Origin of the sequence: Variovorax sp. SPNA7 (assembly GCF_033807855.1) — a bacterium.
In the GTDB taxonomy this organism is placed as follows: domain Bacteria; phylum Pseudomonadota; class Gammaproteobacteria; order Burkholderiales; family Burkholderiaceae_C; genus Variovorax; species Variovorax beijingensis.
In genome coordinates this window covers 4,467,250-4,487,129 of the sequence record NZ_CP138513.1, presented here as the reverse complement: position 1 = coordinate 4,487,129, position 19,880 = coordinate 4,467,250, and the positions used below count along the sequence as shown (strand labels likewise).

21 protein-coding genes and 1 pseudogene are annotated in these 19,880 nt (G+C 63.5%); 14 read left to right on the top strand and 8 right to left on the bottom strand.

The window, feature by feature from the left end:
* Positions 1–6 precede the first annotated feature (6 nt).
* A complete protein-coding gene (locus RZE77_RS20865; protein WP_319439089.1) occupies positions 7–1,341 on the top strand; it encodes a DUF1329 domain-containing protein in 1,335 nt (444 codons plus the stop codon).
* Positions 1,342–1,449: 108 nt separating this feature from the next.
* On the opposite strand, the pseudogene RZE77_RS20860 reads toward RZE77_RS20865, so the two are convergent.
* Positions 1,450–1,993 (bottom strand): annotated as a pseudogene (locus RZE77_RS20860) (IS5 family transposase); the annotation flags it as partial.
* Positions 1,994–2,007: 14 nt separating this feature from the next.
* On the opposite strand from RZE77_RS20860, the gene RZE77_RS20855 reads away from it, so the two are divergent.
* Entirely contained in the window at positions 2,008–2,283 is a 276-nt protein-coding gene (locus RZE77_RS20855) for an alpha/beta fold hydrolase (protein WP_319439088.1), read from the top strand.
* Between the two features lie 19 nt (positions 2,284–2,302).
* Here RZE77_RS20855 and RZE77_RS20850 read toward each other — a convergent pair whose 3' ends face one another.
* Entirely contained in the window at positions 2,303–3,238 is a 936-nt protein-coding gene (locus RZE77_RS20850) for a LysR family transcriptional regulator (protein WP_319439087.1), read from the bottom strand.
* A gap of 189 nt (positions 3,239–3,427) precedes the next feature.
* Here RZE77_RS20850 and RZE77_RS20845 point away from each other — a divergent pair, with 189 nt between their 5' ends.
* The 7 genes from RZE77_RS20845 to RZE77_RS20815 all read left to right on the top strand — a co-directional run bounded on the left by RZE77_RS20845 (position 3,428) and on the right by RZE77_RS20815 (position 9,345).
* On the top strand, positions 3,428–4,495 hold the full coding sequence (locus RZE77_RS20845) for an Ldh family oxidoreductase (protein ID WP_319439086.1): 1,068 nt from the start codon (positions 3,428–3,430) through the stop codon (positions 4,493–4,495).
* Positions 4,492–5,868, top strand: coding sequence for an NAD-dependent succinate-semialdehyde dehydrogenase (locus tag RZE77_RS20840; RefSeq protein WP_319439085.1), 1,377 nt, complete (start codon positions 4,492–4,494; stop codon positions 5,866–5,868). Before RZE77_RS20845 ends, RZE77_RS20840 begins: the two co-directional genes overlap by 4 nt.
* A 33-nt stretch (positions 5,869–5,901) precedes the next feature.
* Entirely contained in the window at positions 5,902–6,315 is a 414-nt protein-coding gene (locus RZE77_RS20835) for a cupin domain-containing protein (protein WP_319439084.1), read from the top strand.
* A 27-nt stretch (positions 6,316–6,342) separates the two neighbouring features.
* Entirely contained in the window at positions 6,343–6,882 is a 540-nt protein-coding gene (locus RZE77_RS20830; RefSeq protein ID WP_319439083.1) for a VOC family protein, read from the top strand.
* A gap of 74 nt (positions 6,883–6,956) precedes the next feature.
* Positions 6,957–7,994, top strand: a complete 1,038-nt coding sequence (locus RZE77_RS20825) for a Bug family tripartite tricarboxylate transporter substrate binding protein (protein WP_319439082.1) — start codon at positions 6,957–6,959, stop codon at positions 7,992–7,994.
* 44 nt (positions 7,995–8,038) lie between these two features.
* Entirely contained in the window at positions 8,039–9,019 is a 981-nt protein-coding gene (locus RZE77_RS20820; RefSeq protein ID WP_319439081.1) for a quinone oxidoreductase family protein, read from the top strand.
* The gene (locus RZE77_RS20815; protein ID WP_319439080.1) at positions 9,016–9,345 is read left to right on the top strand and encodes a DUF1330 domain-containing protein; all 330 of its coding nucleotides are present in this window, start codon (positions 9,016–9,018) and stop codon (positions 9,343–9,345) included. The genes RZE77_RS20820 and RZE77_RS20815 overlap by 4 nt, the downstream gene beginning before the upstream one ends.
* Before the next feature lie 199 nt (positions 9,346–9,544).
* On the opposite strand, the gene RZE77_RS20810 is transcribed toward RZE77_RS20815, so the two are convergent.
* The gene (locus tag RZE77_RS20810) at positions 9,545–9,694 is read right to left on the bottom strand and encodes a hypothetical protein (RefSeq protein WP_319439079.1); all 150 of its coding nucleotides are present in this window, start codon (positions 9,692–9,694) and stop codon (positions 9,545–9,547) included.
* 370 nt (positions 9,695–10,064) lie between these two features.
* Here RZE77_RS20810 and RZE77_RS20805 point away from each other — a divergent pair, with 370 nt between their 5' ends.
* Positions 10,065–10,760 (top strand): fumarylacetoacetate hydrolase family protein, encoded by a 696-nt coding sequence (locus RZE77_RS20805; protein WP_319442393.1) that lies wholly within the window; start codon positions 10,065–10,067, stop codon positions 10,758–10,760.
* A gap of 217 nt (positions 10,761–10,977) precedes the next feature.
* Here the strand turns inward: RZE77_RS20805 and RZE77_RS20800 are convergent, their stop codons facing one another.
* Complete coding sequence (locus tag RZE77_RS20800) at positions 10,978–11,949, bottom strand: alpha/beta fold hydrolase (protein ID WP_319439078.1); 972 nt, start codon at positions 11,947–11,949, stop codon at positions 10,978–10,980.
* Between the two features lie 310 nt (positions 11,950–12,259).
* Here RZE77_RS20800 and RZE77_RS20795 point away from each other — a divergent pair, with 310 nt between their 5' ends.
* From RZE77_RS20795 to RZE77_RS20780, 4 genes are all read left to right on the top strand, one after another.
* Positions 12,260–13,180, top strand: coding sequence for a LysR family transcriptional regulator (locus tag RZE77_RS20795; protein WP_319439077.1), 921 nt, complete (start codon positions 12,260–12,262; stop codon positions 13,178–13,180).
* A 133-nt stretch (positions 13,181–13,313) separates the two neighbouring features.
* Positions 13,314–14,153 carry an alpha/beta fold hydrolase gene (locus RZE77_RS20790; protein ID WP_319439076.1) on the top strand — a complete coding sequence of 280 codons (840 nt, stop codon included), beginning with the start codon at positions 13,314–13,316 and terminating at the stop codon, positions 14,151–14,153.
* Positions 14,150–15,745: an FAD-dependent oxidoreductase gene (locus tag RZE77_RS20785; RefSeq protein WP_319439075.1), complete on the top strand. Its 1,596-nt coding sequence runs from the start codon at positions 14,150–14,152 to the stop codon at positions 15,743–15,745. The genes RZE77_RS20790 and RZE77_RS20785 overlap by 4 nt, the downstream gene beginning before the upstream one ends.
* Positions 15,742–17,130 (top strand): amidohydrolase family protein, encoded by a 1,389-nt coding sequence (locus RZE77_RS20780; RefSeq protein ID WP_319439074.1) that lies wholly within the window; start codon positions 15,742–15,744, stop codon positions 17,128–17,130. The genes RZE77_RS20785 and RZE77_RS20780 overlap by 4 nt, the downstream gene beginning before the upstream one ends.
* 16 nt (positions 17,131–17,146) lie before the next feature.
* Here the strand turns inward: RZE77_RS20780 and RZE77_RS20775 are convergent, their stop codons facing one another.
* The 4 genes from RZE77_RS20775 to RZE77_RS20760 all read right to left on the bottom strand — a co-directional run bounded on the left by RZE77_RS20775 (position 17,147) and on the right by RZE77_RS20760 (position 19,801).
* Positions 17,147–17,281, bottom strand: coding sequence for a hypothetical protein (locus RZE77_RS20775; RefSeq protein ID WP_319439073.1), 135 nt, complete (start codon positions 17,279–17,281; stop codon positions 17,147–17,149).
* Between the two features lie 121 nt (positions 17,282–17,402).
* Positions 17,403–19,004, bottom strand: coding sequence for an IS66 family transposase (gene tnpC, locus RZE77_RS20770; protein WP_405546268.1), 1,602 nt, complete (start codon positions 19,002–19,004; stop codon positions 17,403–17,405).
* Positions 19,005–19,067: 63 nt separating this feature from the next.
* A complete protein-coding gene (gene tnpB / locus RZE77_RS20765) occupies positions 19,068–19,400 on the bottom strand; it encodes an IS66 family insertion sequence element accessory protein TnpB (protein ID WP_319439072.1) in 333 nt (110 codons plus the stop codon).
* A complete protein-coding gene (locus RZE77_RS20760) occupies positions 19,397–19,801 on the bottom strand; it encodes a transposase (protein WP_319439071.1) in 405 nt (134 codons plus the stop codon). The genes tnpB and RZE77_RS20760 overlap by 4 nt, the downstream gene beginning before the upstream one ends.
* Positions 19,802–19,880: the final 79 nt, after the last annotated feature.

The window sequence follows — 19,880 nt, the reverse complement described above, 5'->3', positions numbered from 1 at the left end:
GACATCATGCTGAAGAAGATTTCACAAGGGACCGCTGTCATCACTCTGCTGGCAGCAGCCGGCATAGCGAATGCCGGCGTCTCGGGGGACGAGGCCGCGAAGCTCAAGACGACGTTGACGCCGCTCGGCGCCGAACGGTCTGGCAACGCCGCGGGAACTATCCCTCCCTGGGACGGTGGCCTCACCAAAGTCGCCAAGCCGGGCGAGCCGGTGGTCGACCAGTTCTCCGACAAGCCGATCCTGACACTGAACGCTGCGAATTTCGAGCAGTATCGAGCCAACCTCGCGGAGGGCACGATGGCCATGTTCAAGAAACACCCGGACTTCCGGATGCAGATCCATAAGACCCAACGCACAGCGGCCGCGCCGCAATGGGTCTACGACAATACGTTCCGTAACGCGACCGCGGCCAAGAGCACCCAGGAGGGCCTGTCCATCTCCGGCGCGTACGGCGGCATTCCCTTCCCTATTCCGAAGACCGGTACCGAGGCGATGTGGAACCACCTTCTGGCCTACCAGGGTGAAGCCACCCGCATCCACTTCCGCGCATGGATGGTCGAAGCCAGCGGCAAGCGCATCCTGGCCAGTGAGGGCATCACCGAGCGCCAGTTCCCGTACTACGATCCCGAATCCAACCTCGAGAAGTCCGGGGGCGTGGCCGGAATGTCGCGCAACCTCCAAGTCGCGCCGCCGTTCAAGGCCGGCGAACAGATCCTGGTGAAGGAACCGCTCGACCAAGTCGGCGTTGGACGTCAGTCATGGCAATACCTCGTCGGCCAGCGGCGCGTGCGCCGAGCCCCCAGCATCGGGTACGACACGCCGAACCTCGTGACCTCGGGTACGACGATATTCGACGAGGTGGCCATGTTCAACGGTGCAATGGACCGCTACGAATGGACGCTGGTGGGCAAGAAGGAAATTTTCATCCCGTACAACCGCAACCGCCTGTTTCTGGCTAAGGACACCGACGTGCTGACGCCCAAGTTCGTCAACCCCGATCTCTCGAGGTGGGAGCTTCATCGCGTGTGGATCGTAGAGGCGAGCCTAGGGGCCGGCAAACGGCACGTCTACGCCAAGCGTCGCTTCTACCTTGACGAAGATACCTGGGGCGTGATGCTGGCCGAAGCCTACGATGCCCAGGGGCAGTTGTGGCGCTATTCCGAGAACGTGCCTTTCGCCGCAGGAAATCCGGGACAGGGCTGGGCCGGCGAACTGCAGTTCAACATGCTCGACGACAGCTACGTCTCCACGATCACGATGGTGGAGCCCTTCCGTACGGTGGCCAAGAGGCCGGCCACGTACTTCTCACCCGAGGCATTGGCTGGGTCCAGCGCTCGTTGAGAGAGCACGTTGAGATACAGCCAGCTGCCCGAAATACTGTCGTGACCGAATCCCGCATCATGTACTTCCCCCCCGCCCGCCGATTCACATTCACGCCCTTTAGGGCGGCTAACAAAACGGCTCAAGAGTTCGCAAACAGATGACGCTGAAAGCCAATGAAAGCAGAGCGACATGAACGTCAATGCGACGCTCGAAGCGAGTGCGCAGCTTGCTGAAGGCTGCGAGCCAAGGGTGCGTGCGCTCGACGACCCAGCGGTGGCGACCAAGCCGGTCATTGCGTTCGATGCCTTTGCGAGCAATGCGGTCTCGAATACCGCGGCGTTTGAGATGAGCACGGCACCGCCGGTAGTCGTATCCCTTGTCCGCATGCAGCTTGCCGGGCCAGCGGCGCGGTCTACCTGGTTTGCCGCGCACCGCCGGCAAGGCGTCAACCAGCTCATCGAACACCACCGAATCGTGACAGTTGGCTCCGGTGACGCAGAACATCAACGGGATGCCTTGGCGGTCTGTGATGAGGTGGCGTTTGCTGCCAAGCTTTCCTCTGTCCGTGGGGTTGGGGCCCGTGCACGGGCCCCCCGGGGGTGGCCACGCTAGCCCCATAGATGCTGACCCGGCTGAAATCGAGCTTGTCGGCGCTGCGCAGTTCGTCCAGGTTATCGGGAGGCGTTGTTTCGCACCATCACCAATTTCGGGGCAACCAACCTTGAGCCCACGTTCAAACGGCTCGGTGCGACCGATGTTCCGGGGCAGATCCTGTGGGGCGAAAACGACCAGCTCCTGTCAGTCGATGGCGCGCAACAAATCAACGGTTGGCTCGGAGGCCGGGCCAAAGTTGTATTGCTGCCCAATGTTGGGCACATGGCCATGCTTGAAGCGGGTGATAAATCCATTCCGCTTGTGCTCGAGTTCTTCGCTGGAATGCGCAAAGACTCGGTTCGATGAATGCGTGGCCAAGTAATTCCTACAAGTCACGTTCAAGAGCGGGTCGATGATTCTTGCCGAACCTGAATATACCGTGACGCTCCAAGCGCGCGAATTCCGATAGAACCAATTCGTGAACAATGGATAGCGATGAGTTGGATCGAGCGTCAAGACGTGTGGCGAGAACAAGCAGACGGTTCAGCTGTATACCAGAGACTTCTGACATGACAATGTCGTGATCCTGACGATCCTCCTTGAATGTCGAAACGGGCATTACGGTGGCCCATCGGCCACGGATAACTAATTCACGAATCGAATCGACGGAATCAATCTCGGCGTGCACAGATAGTGTCTTGCCGAGGCTTGCCAATTGCCGATCAACAATGCTGCGATGCAGGCTTGTCATGAGCAATGGAATTCGTGCAAGCTGAGCGACAGAAACGATCGGGTCGAGCCGCATCTTTGCATGCGAGACCAGCGCGAAGGGTTCACCGAGCAGGGGCTGAAGCGCCAACGGGCGGCCGGGCTCGGGATTGGTGACTATTGCGACATCGACTACGCCCCGCTCAAGCCAGTCCAGAAGAGCGGGAGTGAAAGCCTCTCGAATACGCAACGCGATTCCTCCCTGCATATCTGTGCAGGAGTCAAAAACCCCCGGAAGAAGTATCCGCGAAAGAGTAGGTGGTGCGCCTAGAACTACCGGACTTCTCTCTGCATCCTGGGTACGTGCGAGCCGCCGTGTGAGCTGATTCGCTTCAGTAAGCATCCGCTGCGCGGACTCATAGAAAGTCACCCCGGCCGGCGTCAAGCGTACTCCGCGCGGCAAACGCTGCAGAAGCACAACCCCCACCTCACTTTCTAGGTCTCGCATCTGGCGAGTCAGGGCTGGCTGCGCAATGGGTATCGCGGCAGCTGCGGCAGTAAAGCTTCCCGAGTCGGCGATTGCCACAAAGTAGCGGAGTGTTCTGAAGTGCATTGGGTGCTCGGGTCCTGACCTTTTGGCGTGATCGAGTTGATGCGATAACAAGATGATATGGCAAAGGGCAGAGACAGTATTGGACTGATACCCCGCTGCTTTGTACTCTCGACCGATGCCTTCTTTCCCAATCGCTGATCAAGTGGGGGCGCCTCAACGCCGCCGCGCAGCCCGCTCATCTCTGTGTTCATGAACCCCATCTTCGTGTCACCCGAAGCGCTGAAGCGTTTCATCCAATCTGCATTCACCAGCCAGGGCCTGCCCGAAGCCGATGCCGCGCAGGTCGCGCGCCTGATGGCCGAAGCCGACCTGCAAGGCTCCGAGGGCCATGGCGTGATTCGCCTGCCGCAGTACATCAAGCGCATACAAGCCGGTGGCATCAACAAGCACCCGAACATCCACGTCGTGCAGGAGCGCGCGGCTATGGCCTTGGTCGATGGCGACAACGGCATGGGCCACCTCGTGGTCTCGCGCGCCGTCGACATCGCTATCGAGAAGGCCCGCACCGCCGGCGTGGCCTGGGTCGGTACGAGATACAGCAACCATGCCGGTCCGGCATCGCTGTATGCGCGCCGCCCGCTGGAGCACGACATGCTCGGCCTGTACTTCGCTGTCGGCAACGCCAACCACCTGCCCCCCTGGGGCGGCACCGACATGCTGCTATCGACCAACCCGATCGCCGCCGGCATTCCCACCGGAGAAGAGCCGCCTGTGGTGCTCGACATGGCGACCACCGTGACCGCGTACGGAAAGGTCAAGGCGAAGGCAAAGCGCGGCGAACAGATGCCCGTGGGCTGGATGATCGACCGACAGGGCAAGCCGCTGCTCGACCCGAACCGCGCCAGCGAGGGCTTCCTGCTGCCCATCGGTGACCACAAGGGCTACGGCCTGGCGCTCATCGTCGGCCTGTTGGCCGGCACCCTCGGTGGTGCGGCCATGGGCCGCGACGTGATCGACTTCAACGCGGACTTCAAAACTACCACCAACACCGGCCAGGCCGTCCTGGTGATCGACCTCGCCGCCTTCGGTGACCCCAGGGTGTTCAAGGCATCGGTCGACAAGCTGGTGCGCGATATTCGTGGCAGCAACCGGCTGCCAGGTGTCGGGCGCATCTGGCTGCCCGGCGAACAGAGCCACGAGAAGCGCGCCCGCTACCGCGAGAACGGCGTGCCGATTGCCGGCGGCCTCATCAGCGACCTGCAGAAACTGGCGACCGACCTCGGCATCGCTCCCTTGGAAGAAATGGTGCTGGCATGACGATCACCTCCTTCAACCCCGCCACCGACGCCGTCCTGACTGAATACGACGCACACGACGCCACGGAGATCGAGCAGAAACTCGAACGCGCGGCGAAGGCGCAGCGCGAATGGGCGCGCACGCCCGTGGCCGAGCGTATGGCGCTGCTGCGCCGCGTGGCACAGACGCTGCGCGAGCAGAAAGCTGGACTTGCCCCGCTGGCCACACTGGAGATGGGCAAGCCGCTGGCCGAATCCGTGGGCGAAGTCGAGAAGTGCGCCTGGAACTTCGACGTGTATGCCGATGCTGCGCCCAGCATGTTGCAGGACCAAGTGGTGCCTAGCAGCGCCACCGATAGCCGCATGGTGTATGACCCGCTCGGCATCGTGCTGGCCGTGATGCCGTGGAACTACCCGTTCTGGCAGGTCATGCGCGCCGCGGCACCCGTGCTCGCCGGCGGCAACGGCATGGTGCTCAAGCACGCGAGCAACGTGCCGCAGTGCGCGCTGGCACTGGAAGCCATGTTCCAGAAGGTCGGTGCACCCGCTGGCCTGTTCACCACGCTGCTCGTCGGTTCGGGCGAGGTCAAGCGCCTGATAGAGGACCATCGCATCTCCGCCGTCACGTTCACCGGCTCTACGCCGGCCGGCCGCAGCATCGCTTCGCAGGCTGGACGGGCCCTGAAGAAGCAGGTGCTCGAACTCGGCGGCTCCGACCCCTTCATCGTGTTGGCCGACGCCGACGTCGAGGCCGCCGCCACGGTGGCGGTGAAGGCGCGCTTCCAAAACACCGGGCAGAGTTGCATCGCGGCCAAGCGCTTCATCGTCGAACACGCCGTGGCCGACCGCTTCGTCGAGGCCTTCGTGGCCGGCACGCGCAAGCTGGTGGTTGGCGACCCGATGGCCGACGGCATCACACAGGGCGCGATGGCTAAGCGCAGCCTGCGCGACGAACTGCACGCCCAGGTGGAAGCCAGTGTGCAGCAAGGCGCAAAGCTGCTGCTCGGCGGCAAGCCCGTGGCAGGCCCCGGCGCGTTCTACGAGCCCACCGTGCTCGATGAGGTCACGCCCGACATGACGGCCGCGAGCGAAGAAACCTTCGGACCCGTCGCTGCCATCCTGCGTGTGGGCGACGCCGCTGAAGCCATACGCGTGGCCAACGGCACCCCTTTCGGGTTGGGCGCCGCGCTTTGGACCGCTGACTTCGACCGCGCGCGCCGGCTGACGCACCAGATCGACGCTGGCGCCGTGTTCGTCAACGGCTTGGTCGCCTCCGACCCTCGCTTGCCCTTCGGCGGTACCAAGGAATCGGGCTACGGCCGCGAACTCGGCGTGCTCGGCCTGCACGAATTCACCAACATCAAGACCGTGTGGACTGGGCCTGCGCGCAGCTAATCAGTCCACGAACAGCTTCACAGGAGAACCTTCATGACCACGACCGCCGTCAAATACGCCGTGCTACGGCCCGATCAAATCAAGAGCCATGATCGCGGGGGAGGTGCGCGCACCACACCGCTGGTGCTGCCCTCTGTGGGCGCGAGCACGTTCATTAACGGCATCACCGAATTCAGCCCGGGCACCGCGATCCCGTTCCACAGCCATAACTGCGAGGAAAGCGTGATGCTGCTTAGCGGCCATGCATACCTCGATATCGACGGCGAAGTGCAGGAACTCAAGCCGCTGGACACCACGTTCATTCCGCCGAATGTGCCCCACCGCTTTCGCAACATGTCGGAGACCGAGCCGATGAAGATCCTCTGGATCTACGCTTCCGTCAATGCGACGCGCACGCTGGTGGACTCCGGCGATACCCGCCCGGTAGCGGCCGAACATAGCAAGTGAACCTTCCAACAACACAAGAGGACAACCATGGGACTGCGCTTTCTCGAACACCTGCTCATCCTCACGCACGACCCCGAAAGTACGCGCGACTGGTTCGTGGAGAACCTGGGGTTTCGCAACGGGTACCACCCGGAATTCGGCTTCCCGGTGTATTGGCTCTACATCGGTGAGCAGGACGTGATCCACATCGGCAAGGCCCGCTACTCCAACCACCAGGACACCTACCTGAAGACGCCCACCGACGGCGACAAGGATTTCTCCGCCGCCGGCGCTATGGGCTCGGGGCGCATCGACCACCTGTGCCTGAACTGCGAGGGCATCGAGGAATTCATCGACCGCCTGACGAAAAACGGCGTGGAGTTTAGCGAGCGCAAGGCGCACAACTCCAACCTCTACCAGCTCTTCATGCGCGAGCCCATCAACGGCATCAAGGTGGAACTCAACTTCGCCTGGCACGAAGCGGCACGCATCGGCCGCGTTCCGGCCTGGACGGACGCTGGCGAGAACAGCAAGTCAGCGGGAGATGTCACGACCACCGAGACACCAGTCAAAGTGTCCTCATTCTGAACCGCGGCTGTCAGGTCCGCCGCAGAGCGGGCCGGGCATGCGGCCTCTTTCACGCAGCGATACGGAGACAAGCCATGAGCCAACAACACACGACGCAGAAATACCACCTGCCACGCGAAGCAGCGTGCGCTCTAAACCGCCGTTCTGTCCTGGCCAGGGCCGTCGGCGGCCTGTGCGCCCTGCAAGGACTCGGCATGCCCTCGGCCCACGCCCAGCCGGCCAACTGGCCATCCCGTCCCATCCGCATGGTGATCCCGCAGGGGCCCGGTGGCGGAATTGACATCCTAGGCAGGCTGATCAGCCCCAAGCTTGCCGAGGTCCTCCATCAGCCTGTCGTGGTGGAAAACAAGCCGGGTGCATCTGCCAACATCGGTGCGAACGAGATCGCCCAGTCACAGCCCGATGGCTACAACGTGCTATATGGCATCAGCCAGATCGTGTCGTTCAACCCGCACATCTACCCCAAGCTCAGCTACAACCCTCTCACCGACTTGGTGCCGGTGACGCAAACCAGCACGGTCGGCTTCATCCTGGTGGTGAACAACAACCTGCCCGTCCAGTCGGTCAGCGAACTGGTGGAACACGCCAGGAAAAACCCTGGCAAGCTGAACTACGGCAGCTGGGGCTCTGGCTCGGCCCACCACATCGGCATGGAATTGTTGTGTGGCAAGGCCGCTGTCAACATCGTGCACGTTCCCTACAAGCAGGCGCCGATGACCGACCTGATGGGCGGCAACATCGACATGCAGCTGGAAGTGCCACCGACTATCCGGCCGTTTATCGCCGAGGGCAAGGTACGCGCTCTGGCCTACACCGGCACGGCCCGGCATCCAGATTTCCCCGATTTGCCTACAGTCGCCGAGACCTTGCCGGACTATGAACTGATCTCCTGGCACGGGGTCTGGCTTCCCAAAGGGGCCTCGCAAGCGCTGGTCGACCGCTTCAACACGGAGTTCGTCCGCATCGTGAGGTCTCCAGAGACCCAGAAGAAGATGCAGGAGTTCTTTTTTACCCCCACCGGCACCAGCGCCGCCGAGTTCCAGAGGGTCATCCTGGCCGAAAACAAGAAGTGGGGCCAGGTCATTCGCGAACGCAATATCCGCCTGGATTGAGCGCAACCGCCACGCACCCTGTTCCATCGATCTGCCTTCCGACCATGAACATCCAAGCCGTCAGATTCCACAACCCAGGCGAACCCAGCGTCCTGCAACTCGAGGAACTGGACCTGCCCGAGCCCAGTGCCAACGAGGTCCGCATACGCCATACAGCGATCGGACTGAACTACCAGGACGTTTACGCCCGCTCCGGCCAATACCCGGTGCCTACACCTAGCGGGCTGGGAACCGAAGCCGCCGGCGTTGTGGAAGCAATCGGGCCCCAGGTCACCGACTTCAAGCCGGGCGACCGCGTGTGCTACATCAGCGGGCCGGTGCTCGGCGCCTATGCCACCCACCGCAACTACCCGGCCGAGCGCTTGCTGCATGCACCCGCGCACACCAGCGACGAGCAACTGGCCGCCATGATGCTCAAGGCCATGACGGTCGAGTACCTGATGCGCCGCTGCTATACCGTGCAGGCCGGGCAGTACGTGCTGATGCACGCGGCCGCCGGCGGTGTCGGCCTGCTGGCCGGCCAATGGGGACGGCACCTGGGTGCGCACATGATCGGCGTGGTCGCGGGCCCTGACAAAGCCGCGTTGGCCCGGGCCAACGGCTACGAACATGTGATCGACCGTCTGACCGAGGACGTGGCCGCTCGTGTTAAGGACATCACCGGTGGCGTGGGCGTGCCGGTGGTCTATGACTCCGTGGGCAAGAACAGCTTCGAGCAGTCGTTGGCCAGTCTGGCGCTGCGCGGTTTATTCGTGTCGTTCGGCACCACCACGGGCGCGCCGCCGCCAGTGGCTGCCGCAACGCTGCAGAAGATGGGCTCGTTGTACTTCACCCGCCCGACCCTGGTGACCTACACCGCCGCCACCGAAGACCTGCGGGCCTCGGCTGCGGCCGTGTTCGACCTGCGCGCCCGTGGACTGCTCGACGTTTCCATTAATCAGCGCTACGCCCTGGCAGATGCCGCTCGGGCACACGCCGACTTGGCGGCCGGTCGCACGTCGGGGTCGAGCATCCTACTGCCGTGAGCACGTCCATGCCGGCCTATTGGATTTCTCGTTGCCTCGTGCGCGACCCCGTCCAATATCAGCGGTACACCGACCGCGTGCCCGCGATCATTGCCGCGCACGGCGGCAAGGTGCTGGCACGTGGCGGCCGCTACCGGGTCATGGAGGGCCCCGAGACCTTCCACCGCTTCGTCGTGATCGAGTTCCCGACGCTGGAGGCCGGCGTTGCGTGCTTTCAGTCACGTGCCTACACCGAGGCTGCGGCTTTTCGCCGTGGCGAGGCGGGCATCGTGGAAAACGTCATCGTCGAGGGCGGTGATCGCCCTTTCCCTGGAGCCCCTTCATGATCGTCAACCGGCGCCAGTTCCTGCCCCGGCCGGCATGCCCGGCCCAGGCGGCTACTCCGACGGCTCCATCACCATCATCCTGTCCCTGCAGGCAGCTTAGGTCTCCAACGTCGAGGTGTGCCATATGGCCGAGCGGCTAAGCAGCCGTATGAACGGCAGCAGCTTCGTAGTGGAGAACGTCGCAGCCGGACTAGTTGGGCTACAACGGGCGTGCAATGCCAGCGCCGACGGCAAGACCGTCGCGGCGCTGGACAACAGCATCGTCGCCATCCTGCCTCACGTGCGGGCTAAGCACATTGAAGGGCCGTCCGCGTTGCAGCTTCTTGCCCATCGGCAGCGTCGCCAACATTCCGACCTCTTTGGCCCGTCCGGGCAAGTCGCCGATACCTTCGGTGGACGACCTGTTCACCGCCGCGAAGTCGCAGCTCATCACCTACTGGGCCGGCGGCGTGGGCAGCCCGCAGCGCTTGGCTACGGAGATGCTCAAGGTCGACAGCGACTTGCTGCCGCACCGAGTGCCCCGTCGCGCCGCCATTCCGACAACGCGGGCCGCGGCCTCAGTCGAGGTGCAGGCAATGCTTATAGCGCTGTCGCTGACCTGGGCCTACCTGTCAACGTCCAGTCGGGTGAAGCACTTAGCCGACCACCGCTGTTTCGGTGCGGGCGACTCGGGCCGCCCACGTCCAAGACTTGTTCAACCTACCAACTCCTTTCGAGATATGAGCTACGTGTTTCCACCCCCTGTTCCCGTCAGCGTGCCCGTTGTGGGCCAGCCTGAGCGCCTCCCCGTCCACCGCGTCTACTGCGTCGGCCGCAACTACGAGGACCACGCGAAGGAGATGGGCTTTACCGGGCGTGAGCCCCCCTTCTTCTTTATGAAGCCTGCAACTGCAGTAGTTGCGGTTGAGGACGGCACTGCCGCAAAGGTAGCCTACCCATCGCGTACCAAGAATCTCCACTATGAAGTTGAACTGGTCGTTGCCATCGGCCGTGGTGGTGTCGCGATAGCACCCGAGGACGCTTTGAGCCATGTCTATGGATATGCCGTTGGCTTGGATCTGACGCGTAGAGACCTGCAAAACGAGATGAAGCAGCAGGGTCGGCCATGGTGCATTGGTAAGGCTTTTGAGCAAAGCGCACCCGTTGGAGCCCTCAGGCCTGCGGCGCAGTTCGCAATTTCAAATGACGCCAACATCCACTTGGAAGTCAACGGAGTGCGCCGCCAATCCAGCCATCTCGGCAAGATGATTTGGAGCGTTACCGAAATCATCGGCCATGTTTCACAGGCATGGGAATTGCGCGCGGGGGACCTCATATTTTGCGGAACCCCGGAAGGTGTTGGCCCCGTGCTAGCTGGTGATGCGCTGGTAGGCCATATTGATGGGCTGTCCGATCTGCGCATCGAGATTGCCTGAGCGCATTCTTCTATTGCTAATATTTACAACCAGGAGGCAGCAATGTTAAGCGCTCATACTATTTCTAGAGATGCTCCATCTTTAGGGAACGAGCCTCGCGATCTCAGTGGAATCAAGACCGGATTGATTCTGCTGGTCCTCGGCATCTCCTCGAAACCCTCGATGAGTACAGCCCGCTCAACCGTGCGGGAGCGGCATTGCCGATCCCATCGGTGCTTCATCGAGCGGGATCTTTTCGCGTGCTAGCAAAGAACTTGAGCACAAGAGGAATGGATCGATCACCTGCCTCAAGCATCGCCATGTGGCCAACATTGGGCAGCAATGCGACTTCGGCCCTCCCCCCCAACCAAGCATTTATTTTCTGAGCGCCATCGACCGACAGGATCTGATCCTCTTTACCCCAAAGGATCTGCACAGGCACAGCGGTCGCGGCAAGCCGGGTGAACGTAGGCTCCAGGTTGGTCGCGCCGAAGTTGGTGATTGTCCGAAACAGCGCCTCTCGATAGCCCTTGAAGAGAGCGCTGCGGCGAATGCCGTCCTGGACGAGGTCAACTGCAGATTCTTGCGGTGTCGCAAAGTGCGCACCCACCCGCCCTAGTGTCAATCGATCTTGCTGCAGCCAGAATAGATACCGCCCGAGCACAGGGACCTTCAGCAGGGAGACGATGGGTTCCGATGCCGGTGCATATCCTGCACTTGCATGAAGCGATAGCGCTCGCACGCGGCCAGGATGCGCAGCCGCCCAGTAGGCGGAAATTCCGCCGCCCAACGACGGACCTATCAAGTAGATTGGGCCGTCTATTTTGAGTGCCGCAAGCAACTCGTCTATCTGACGGGCGTAGGTCGCCTGGTCATAGTCGAATGCATCCGAACGATCTGAGCCGCCGCGCCCGAAAAGGTCATAACGCAGTGTTCTGTATCCCGCTTCACGGAAGGCAGACGCAGCCTTATCAAAGTACTCCACCGCCTCTGTCGTCAAGCCGCCGACAAACAGGACGAGTGGTGCGTTCTCCGGCCCCTCCAGGATGTACCGGGTGGTCCCCATGCTGGTCCTGACAAAGCTGCCGGCAAACTCCTTTCGGGCAGAAGCATCCAGAAGTCGGTCTTCCGAATTGTGCCAAGCCTGAGTGATTGCCCAGAGATTGAGCAACAGCAAGCAGACAGCAAAGATCGTCAGAAAGCGCTTCACCAGTTATCTCCGAAAAAAAGCGTCGCAGCGCGCGCTCCATGCATCCACGATTGCAACTTCAATTCTGTGCTGGCGCGCCAACATCGCATCCGCGACGCGAGCCCTTTATTATGGATACATAGTAGCCATAAAAAGACGATAGGTCAAGCGATGAGAAGATTTGCTGCGCCCGTGTGTGGAGCGCGAGAAAATTCACTCTCTACGTGCTGCGGGTTGACCCGTTAAGTGGAATCGGATCGTCGCCGATTCGCTCGACAAGCTTCCCATGTCATTCCGAGATGCCGAGCCGCCGGTCATCCAGGAGACCCTCATGCACCTTCGCACGCTGCGCTATTTCGTTGCTGTCGCCGACGCTGGCAGCCTGACGGCGGCTGCGGCCGCGATACCGATCGCTCAACCCGCCTTGACACGCCAGATGCGCGATCTGGAGGCCGAGCTGGGGGTTCGCTTGTTGCAACGCTTGCCGCGCGGGGTGAGGCTGACGCAGGCAGGCGTGACGGTGTACGAGGCGGCCCAGCGCATGCTCGGCGAATCCGACCGCATGGGCCAGAAGCTGGCACGCGGCCAGCTGCGCGAGGAGGCGAGCGTGGTGGTCGGTGCCTCGCCCACTTTGGCGCGCCTGCTGGTGCCCGGGGTGTTCGAGAGCTGCAGCCGCATGCTCGACGGGGTGACACTTCGGGCGCGCGAGGCATTCACGCCGACTCTTCTTGAATGGCTGGAGCGCGGCATCGTCGATATGGCCGTAGTCACGAATCCGGAGCCCGGCCGCGCGTTGTCGTTCCACCCTTTGCTGGCGGAACCCTTTGCACTGGTGTCGCACAACTCCATGCGCGTCGATCCGGTGGTGCAGGTCGGGCAACTCGCCCGGATTCCCTTGTTGATGACGAGCCTGCCCCGGGGGATTGTCGAAAGCCAGCTGCTTGCGTTGGGTAAGCCGCTGAACGTGCGCGCGGAGATCGATTCCATCGATTCCATCCGCGAACTGGTGTCGCGCGGGCGCTGGGCAACGATCATGCCCGTATCGGTGTTTAAGGATGCCAAAGGGCCGCTTCCGGAAATCGTGCTCTCGGAAATCTCGGGGGTGCAACTCAACCGTCAGCTGGCGCTGGCCATGCGGATCGACCCTCAACCCAACCCGGCCCTGTCGCTCGTTCGGGAACTGATCGACTCCGAGTTTTTGCGCCTATCTCATCGAGGCGCGTTCAGCTTCGGGTTGTCCCCCGGAGACTGATCGATACAGAGATAGGCCCCGCCTTCCATACGGACGCACCGACTGACATACCGCTGCGTGATGCCCCGTGGGGTTTCTCCCGGGTGATTCGACCCTTGAGGGACAACCAATTATTGGCTACAATGTAGCCAATATGACGAACTGGACCCTCCCACAGCCGGACTCCTCCTTCGTGGAGGTCGACGGCCTGCGTATCCACTACAAGCGGGCCGGTGCAGGGTCGCCGGTGCTTGTCGTCCACGGTTCCGGTGGCTCGCTGCACAGCGTGGCGGCAGTGTCGGCCGCGATGTCCGTGTTCTCTGACGTCATCCGGCTTGACCTGCCCGGGTTCGGATTGACTGGTCCGCGCGCCGATCGCGATTACCGGATGCGCACTTATGCCGAGACGGTGTGCCGGTTCATGGATGCGATCGGGGTTCCTCAATACGCCGTGGTAGGCCACTCGCTGGGAGGCAACATCGCCTGGAACCTTGCGCTGGACCATCCGGACCGTGTGACAGCGCTGGTGCTCATCAATGCAACGGGCTACCCGGAAAAAACGCTGCCGGCAGCCTTCAAGCTCATGCGGAATCCGCTGCTCAGGCCGTTACTGCGCCGATGGACGCCGCGTAGCGCAGTGGCTGGCAATTTGCGCAAGCTGGTGGGCCCCGGCTCCAACATCGTGGACGACGCCATGATCGACCGGGTCCACGCGTTGTCCAATCTTCCCGGCAACCGCTCGGCCCTGGTGGACATGGTGAACATCGACCACGCGGACCGAAGCGCGGAGATCCGGCGCATCGTCGCGCCGACCCTCGTGCTGCGAAGCCGGTCGATCGACGGCCAGCACTTTGCGCGCGACATCCCGGGTAGCCAGGAGCTGGTCCATCCCGACGCTGGACACCTGCTGCCGGAGGAGCAGCCGCAGTGGGTTGCCGGCGCAACCGCCCGGTTCCTGAAAACCCTTGAGCAGACTGAAAGACTCACCCCATGAAAGACGATGGACTCACCGACGTCCTGATCGCCGGCGCCGGACCTTCCGGTACCGCCCTGGCCATCGACCTGGCACGCCGTGGCATCAGCGTCCGCATGATCGACCGTGGTGCCCAGGCATTCGGCGGCTCACGCGCCAAAGGCGTGCAGCCCCGCAGCATGGAGGTATTCGAAGACCTTGGCGTGCTGCGGGATGTCCTGCGCGGAGGCAGTCTCTATCCCAAGATGGGCATCCACCTGGGGCCCGTCACCATCCCGTTGCGGATGTTCAGTCACAGCGAGGCCAGTGACGACGTTCCGTATCCCAACACCTGGCTGATTCCACAGTTTCGCATCGACCGGGCACTTCACGAAGCGTTCGAGCGGCTGGGCGGCAGCGTCGAGTACCGCAAGGAGCTTCAGTCATTCACCCAGGAGCCGGATCGCGTACTCTGCGAGCTTTCGACACCGGGCGGCCCAGAGCGGATCGCCGCGCGCTACATCGTCGGCGCCGATGGCGGATCGAGCGCGGTGAGGAGGCAGCTCGGACTGGGCTTCATCGGATCGACCGACGAGGACGATCGCATCCTCATCGTGGACGCCGCCACTTCGGGCCTGTCGCGCGACCGCTGGCACATCTGGCCCGGCGCGAAAGGGCGTTTCATCGGCGCTTGCCCGCTGCCGCACAGTGAGATGTTCCAATGGATGATCCGCCTGTCCCCGCAGGAAGCACCTCCGGATGCCCTGCCAGCCATTGCCCAGCGCATCCAGTCGCGGATTCGAAACCCGCGCATTCAATTGAACAGCATCCAGTGGCAGTCCGTGTTCAGACCCAACATCAGGCTGGCCGAACGCTACCGTTGCAACCGGGTCTTCATCGCAGGCGACGCCGCGCACGTGCACACCCCCGCAGGAGCACAAGGACTCAACACCGGCATCCAGGACGCGTACAACCTCGGCTGGAAGCTTGCGCAGGTCCTGGCGGGCGCACCGCCGGAGTTGCTCGAGACCTATGAGGCCGAGCGGCAACCGATCGCGGCGGGCGTGCTGGGCCTTTCCACCCGGAAATACCAGGGCATCGCCAAGCTCGACCCGTCGAGTCTGCGCCGCGGCAAGGATGAACATCAGCTGCAGCTGACCTACCACGCCGGACCATTGGCCCGCGGCGGCAACGCCACGAAGACGCTGCGTGCCGGGGACCGTGCCCCGGACGCACGTTTGCGCCGGCTTGTCGACGGCGCGCCGGTGCGGCTCTTCGAAGTCCTGAGGGGAGGGCACTTCACCGCGGTCGCATATGGCCCGCGCGCGGCTCAGGAACTCTCGCGCCTGCGGTGGTCGGAGCGCGGTGCGACGCTGAAGCGGGTTGTCATCAGCGCTTACGGTGCCGCGGCGGACGTCGGGCTGATCGACTCGTCACGTTCGTTCGAGCGGATCTACGGCGTGGCCGGCGACACGCTCATGCTGATCAGGCCGGACGGCTACATCGGCCACATCGGGACGACAGACCTGCTCAACGGGACAGCCGCCGCAGCAGCCGCCATGACACCCAGCATCGATCAGCCCCGCCCCACGCCCTTGGCATCAAGGGCGTTTGCCAAGGAACTCGTGAAATGAAACCGCTGCTTCTCACCGGCGCGCAGGTCATCACCATGGCCGCTGGCCGGCCCGACGTCGAGTGTGTCGACATTCTCATCAAGGGCGATCGGATCGCCGCGATCGGCGAGGGCCTCACCTCGGACGGTGCCGAGGTTGTCGACCTGCGCGGGCGGATCGTCATCCCTGGTCTGATCAACGCGCATCTCCACACGTGGCAAACCGCACTGCGCGGCGTGGGCGCGGACTGGACGCTGCTCGACTACCTGTCCAACATGCATGGAGGCGTGGCGGGGGGCTATGGCCCCGACGACATGCGCATCTCGACGTTCGCGGGCGCACTGAACCAGATCAACTGCGGCGTCACGACGGTGGGCGACTGGTGTCACAACACGCCGTCCCCGGACCATGCGACGCAAGCCGTGCAAGGCCTGGCGGATGCGCGCATCCGCGCGGTGTTCATGCATGGAACGCCCTATTCGGCCGCTGATGCGCCTCATCCGCTCGGCGAAATCGATGCTCTGATGAACGGGCCGATCCGCCGCCACCCGCTTCTCACGTTGGGAATGGCGATCAAAGGGCCGCAGCTCTCCACGCCGGCCGTGGCGCTTGCGGACTTCCGCGCGGCCAACGAGCGCGGCCTCGTCGTGTCCATGCACCAAAGCGGCGGCCAACCGACCCCGGCCTGGACGGCGGTGCGCGACGCGGGCCTGATCGGACCGCGCACGAACATCGTGCACGGCGCAGACCTCAGCGACGAATGGCTCGAGACCTTTGTAGACGCCGGAGCCAGCTTCACCATCACCCCCGAGAACGAGCTGGGGCAGGGACATGGCATCCCGATCACGGGACGACTGCTGAAACTAGGGTCCGCACCATCGCTTGGAACGGACGTCGACGCGATCGTTTCCAGCGAAGTCCTGATTGCAGCGCGCATCGCCGCGGCGCATCAGCGCGGCATGGACCACCTGATGCAACGCCAACTCACGGGAACCGGCACCGAGAAAGCAACGATCACCAGCAAGCAGATCCTGTCCTGGGTCACGGTGGAGGGCGCACGTGCCCTGGGCCTGTCGGAAGACGTCGGCTGCCTTCTGCCCGGCATGCAGGCCGACCTGGTGGTGGTCGATGCAACTGCGTTGAATCTTTGGCCGGCCCACGATGCCGTAGCCGCGGCCCTGCACGCCAGCATCGCGAACATCGAATCAGTCATGATCGCCGGCGAATGGCGCAAGCGCGACCACGAGCTGCTGGACCTCGATCTCGACGACGTCGCCGATCGTCTGCTGTCTTCTGGAGAGCGCCTGCTCCAACAACTGAACAAGCGCGGAATGCTGGCCGGGTTGAAGCGTCGTGTCGTACGTCGGGTCGTCGGACGGCGGCTGGCTCAGCAGGCACGTCGGTGACCCTCGCGCTTGGGCATCAGCATCGCCTTGCGCACAGTGTGCGCGAGACGGCCATGCGCCGCGCCACCGCGGGCACGCTCAGCCGCTCGCCGGACGGCAGATGACTTGCGAGGATCGCGGCGCGCAAGGCGTTGGCGACCTGTTCAGCCAACGGTACGGTGGCGGTTCAGCCTCTCGGTTAGATTGAAATCGCCCAGCAGGAGGATCAGCATGGCAAGGACGCGGCGCGATGTAAGCGTCCGGCGAAGTCAGCTTGACTTCGCCGATCACGCTCAGTGAGCAGCAGCCAAGGGCGTCCAGCGATGCGGCAGCAGCTCCTCGATCCGACTGGCGGGCTGTGTCGGCAGCCGCTCCAGAACGTCCTTGAGGTAAGCGTACGGGTCGTGGCCGTTGACCTTGGCCGAGTGCACCAGGCTCATGACCGCTGCGGCCCGCTGGCCCGCACGTAGGCTGCCGGCGAACAGCCAGTTCGACCGTCCAAGTGCAATTGGCCTGATCTGGTTCTCGACCCAGTTGTTGGAAATGGGCACGTCGCCATCGTCGATGTAGCGCGTCAGCGCCTTCCACCGCTTCAAGCTGTAGTCGATGGCCTTGGCGGTAGCCGAACCGTCGGGCACGAGTTGGCGCTGTGCCAGCAGCCACTTGTGCAGCGCTGCGGCCACCCTTCGCGACTTGCGCTGCCGCACGCGTCGTCGCTCCTGAGTTGTGGCTGCGGCGAGGTCTTCCTCGATCCTGAAGAGAACCTGGAAGTACCTCAGCGCCTGCTGGCCGACCTTGTTGGCGTGGTTGGCCCACAGCTCGTGGAACTTGCGCCGGGCATGCGCGACGCATCCAGCCTCGGTGACGCCGCGCTCGAAGCTGGCTTTGTAGCCGGAGAACCCGTCGGTCACCAGCGTGCCGCGCCAAGCCTGAGCGCCGGTGCCGTCCTGGCGCAGGAAGCCGCGCACGTTCTCCCCGCCACGGGTCTGCGCGAGGTTGAACACCACGGCCCGGGTCGCGTTGAAGCTGGTGGTGCAGTAGGTCCAGATGTAGGCCTTGTGGGTCTTCTTGTTGCCAGGCTTGAGCATGCCCACCGGTGTCTCGTCGGCATGCAGCACACTGTGGCGCATCAGCTCGTTCGTCAGCGCGTCCACCAGCGGCTGCAGCTGCGCGCCGCATTCACCGACCCACTGCGCCAGGGTGGAACGCGCGATCAGCATGCCGGCGCGCTCAAAGATGCGTTCCTGGCGGTACAGCGGCAGATGGTCGAGGAACTTGGCCACCAGCACCTGGGCCAGCAGCCCGGCGGTGGGGATGCCCTTGTCGATGACGTGTGCGGGCACCGGCGCCTGGACCAGCTTCTGGCAGCGCGCGCAGGCCCACTTGCCGCGCACGTGGCGCTCCACCGTGAACACGCCGGGTTCGTAGTCCAGCCGCTCTGCGATGTCCTGGCCGATACGCTTCATCGCGCAACCGCAGGCGCAGGCCGTGTTTTGCGGCTCGTGATGCACGTCGCGGCGCGGCAGGTGCGCCGGCAGCGGCTCGCGCCTGGGGTGCTGCTTGGTCTTCTTGTCCCTGGCTCCCTGCGCGTCGTCATCGGCCTGTTCGAGCTCGGCCGTCAGCTGCGCGATGTCGCTGTCCAGCGTCTCTTCGATCAGGCTCTTTTGCTCGGCGCTCATGCCGGCGCAGAACTTCTCGCTGGTGACGGCGTACTTCAGCCGACGCAGGTTGGCGACCTCGTGCGTGAGCTTGTCGATCAGCGCCTGCTTGAAGGTGGCTTCACGTGCATGGCGTGCGAGCAGCTCGTCCTTGGCCGCCACTTCGGCCATCAGCGTCAGCAGCGCTTGGCGCATCTGCTGCGGATCCAGGGCGTCGAGTTGCTGCAGGGCAATCACGGATCGTGATCTTGCCCACCCATGACGCGCTGGTCCATCGGCAGATTCGGCAATTGCGCAGCGTTACAGCACCCGGATGACGCCGGCCTCGCCAACGCGTTGCCACGGCAGGCCCAGCACGAGAGCACCGAACTGCGCATGGCTGAGCGCGGCCGTGGCAGCGCCTTCCTTCGGCCAGACAAACTTTCCGCTGTTCAGGCGCCGCGCGGCCAGCCACACGCCGATGCCGTCATGCACCAGCACCTTCATGCGGTTGGCGCGCCGGTTGGCGAACAGGTACGCGTGATGTGGGCGTGCCTGACCGAACACGTTGACGACGCGGGCCAAAGCGGCCTCTGTCCCGGCGCGCATGTCCAGCGGGTGCACGGCCAGCCACACCGCGTCGATCCGGATCACCGCAGCAGCTCGCGCATCCAGCCTGCGCATTCGGTGGCGGCCGCCATCGGCCAGGACACCGTGATCGTCGTCGCACCGCGGCGCACGTCAATGCGTATCTCCGCGGGCTGCGCGACAGGCTCTGGCATCCGGACCGGGACGAACGTCGATGCAGCCGCTGCAGGCTGGGCTGTCATCATGGCTTGTGGCAACTCGGCTTCGCGCACCCAGCGGCGCAGCAAGTTGGCATTGATGCCGCGCGCCAAGGCCACCGAGGCCATCGACATGCCGGCCTGCGACGCTGCAGCCACAGCATCGGCTTTGAATTCGTCGCTATGCAACCGTCGGCGCCGACGGCCTGGCGAGGACTGCTGTTCGATAGGGTCCACGAGTCCGCCAAGAGTTCTGGTGGACACGAGCATCCTTTGCTCCTACCGCGCTTTCAAGATGACTTCGCCGGACGCTTAGTGCGACAGGAGACTGTCGGAGAGTAGTTGATGA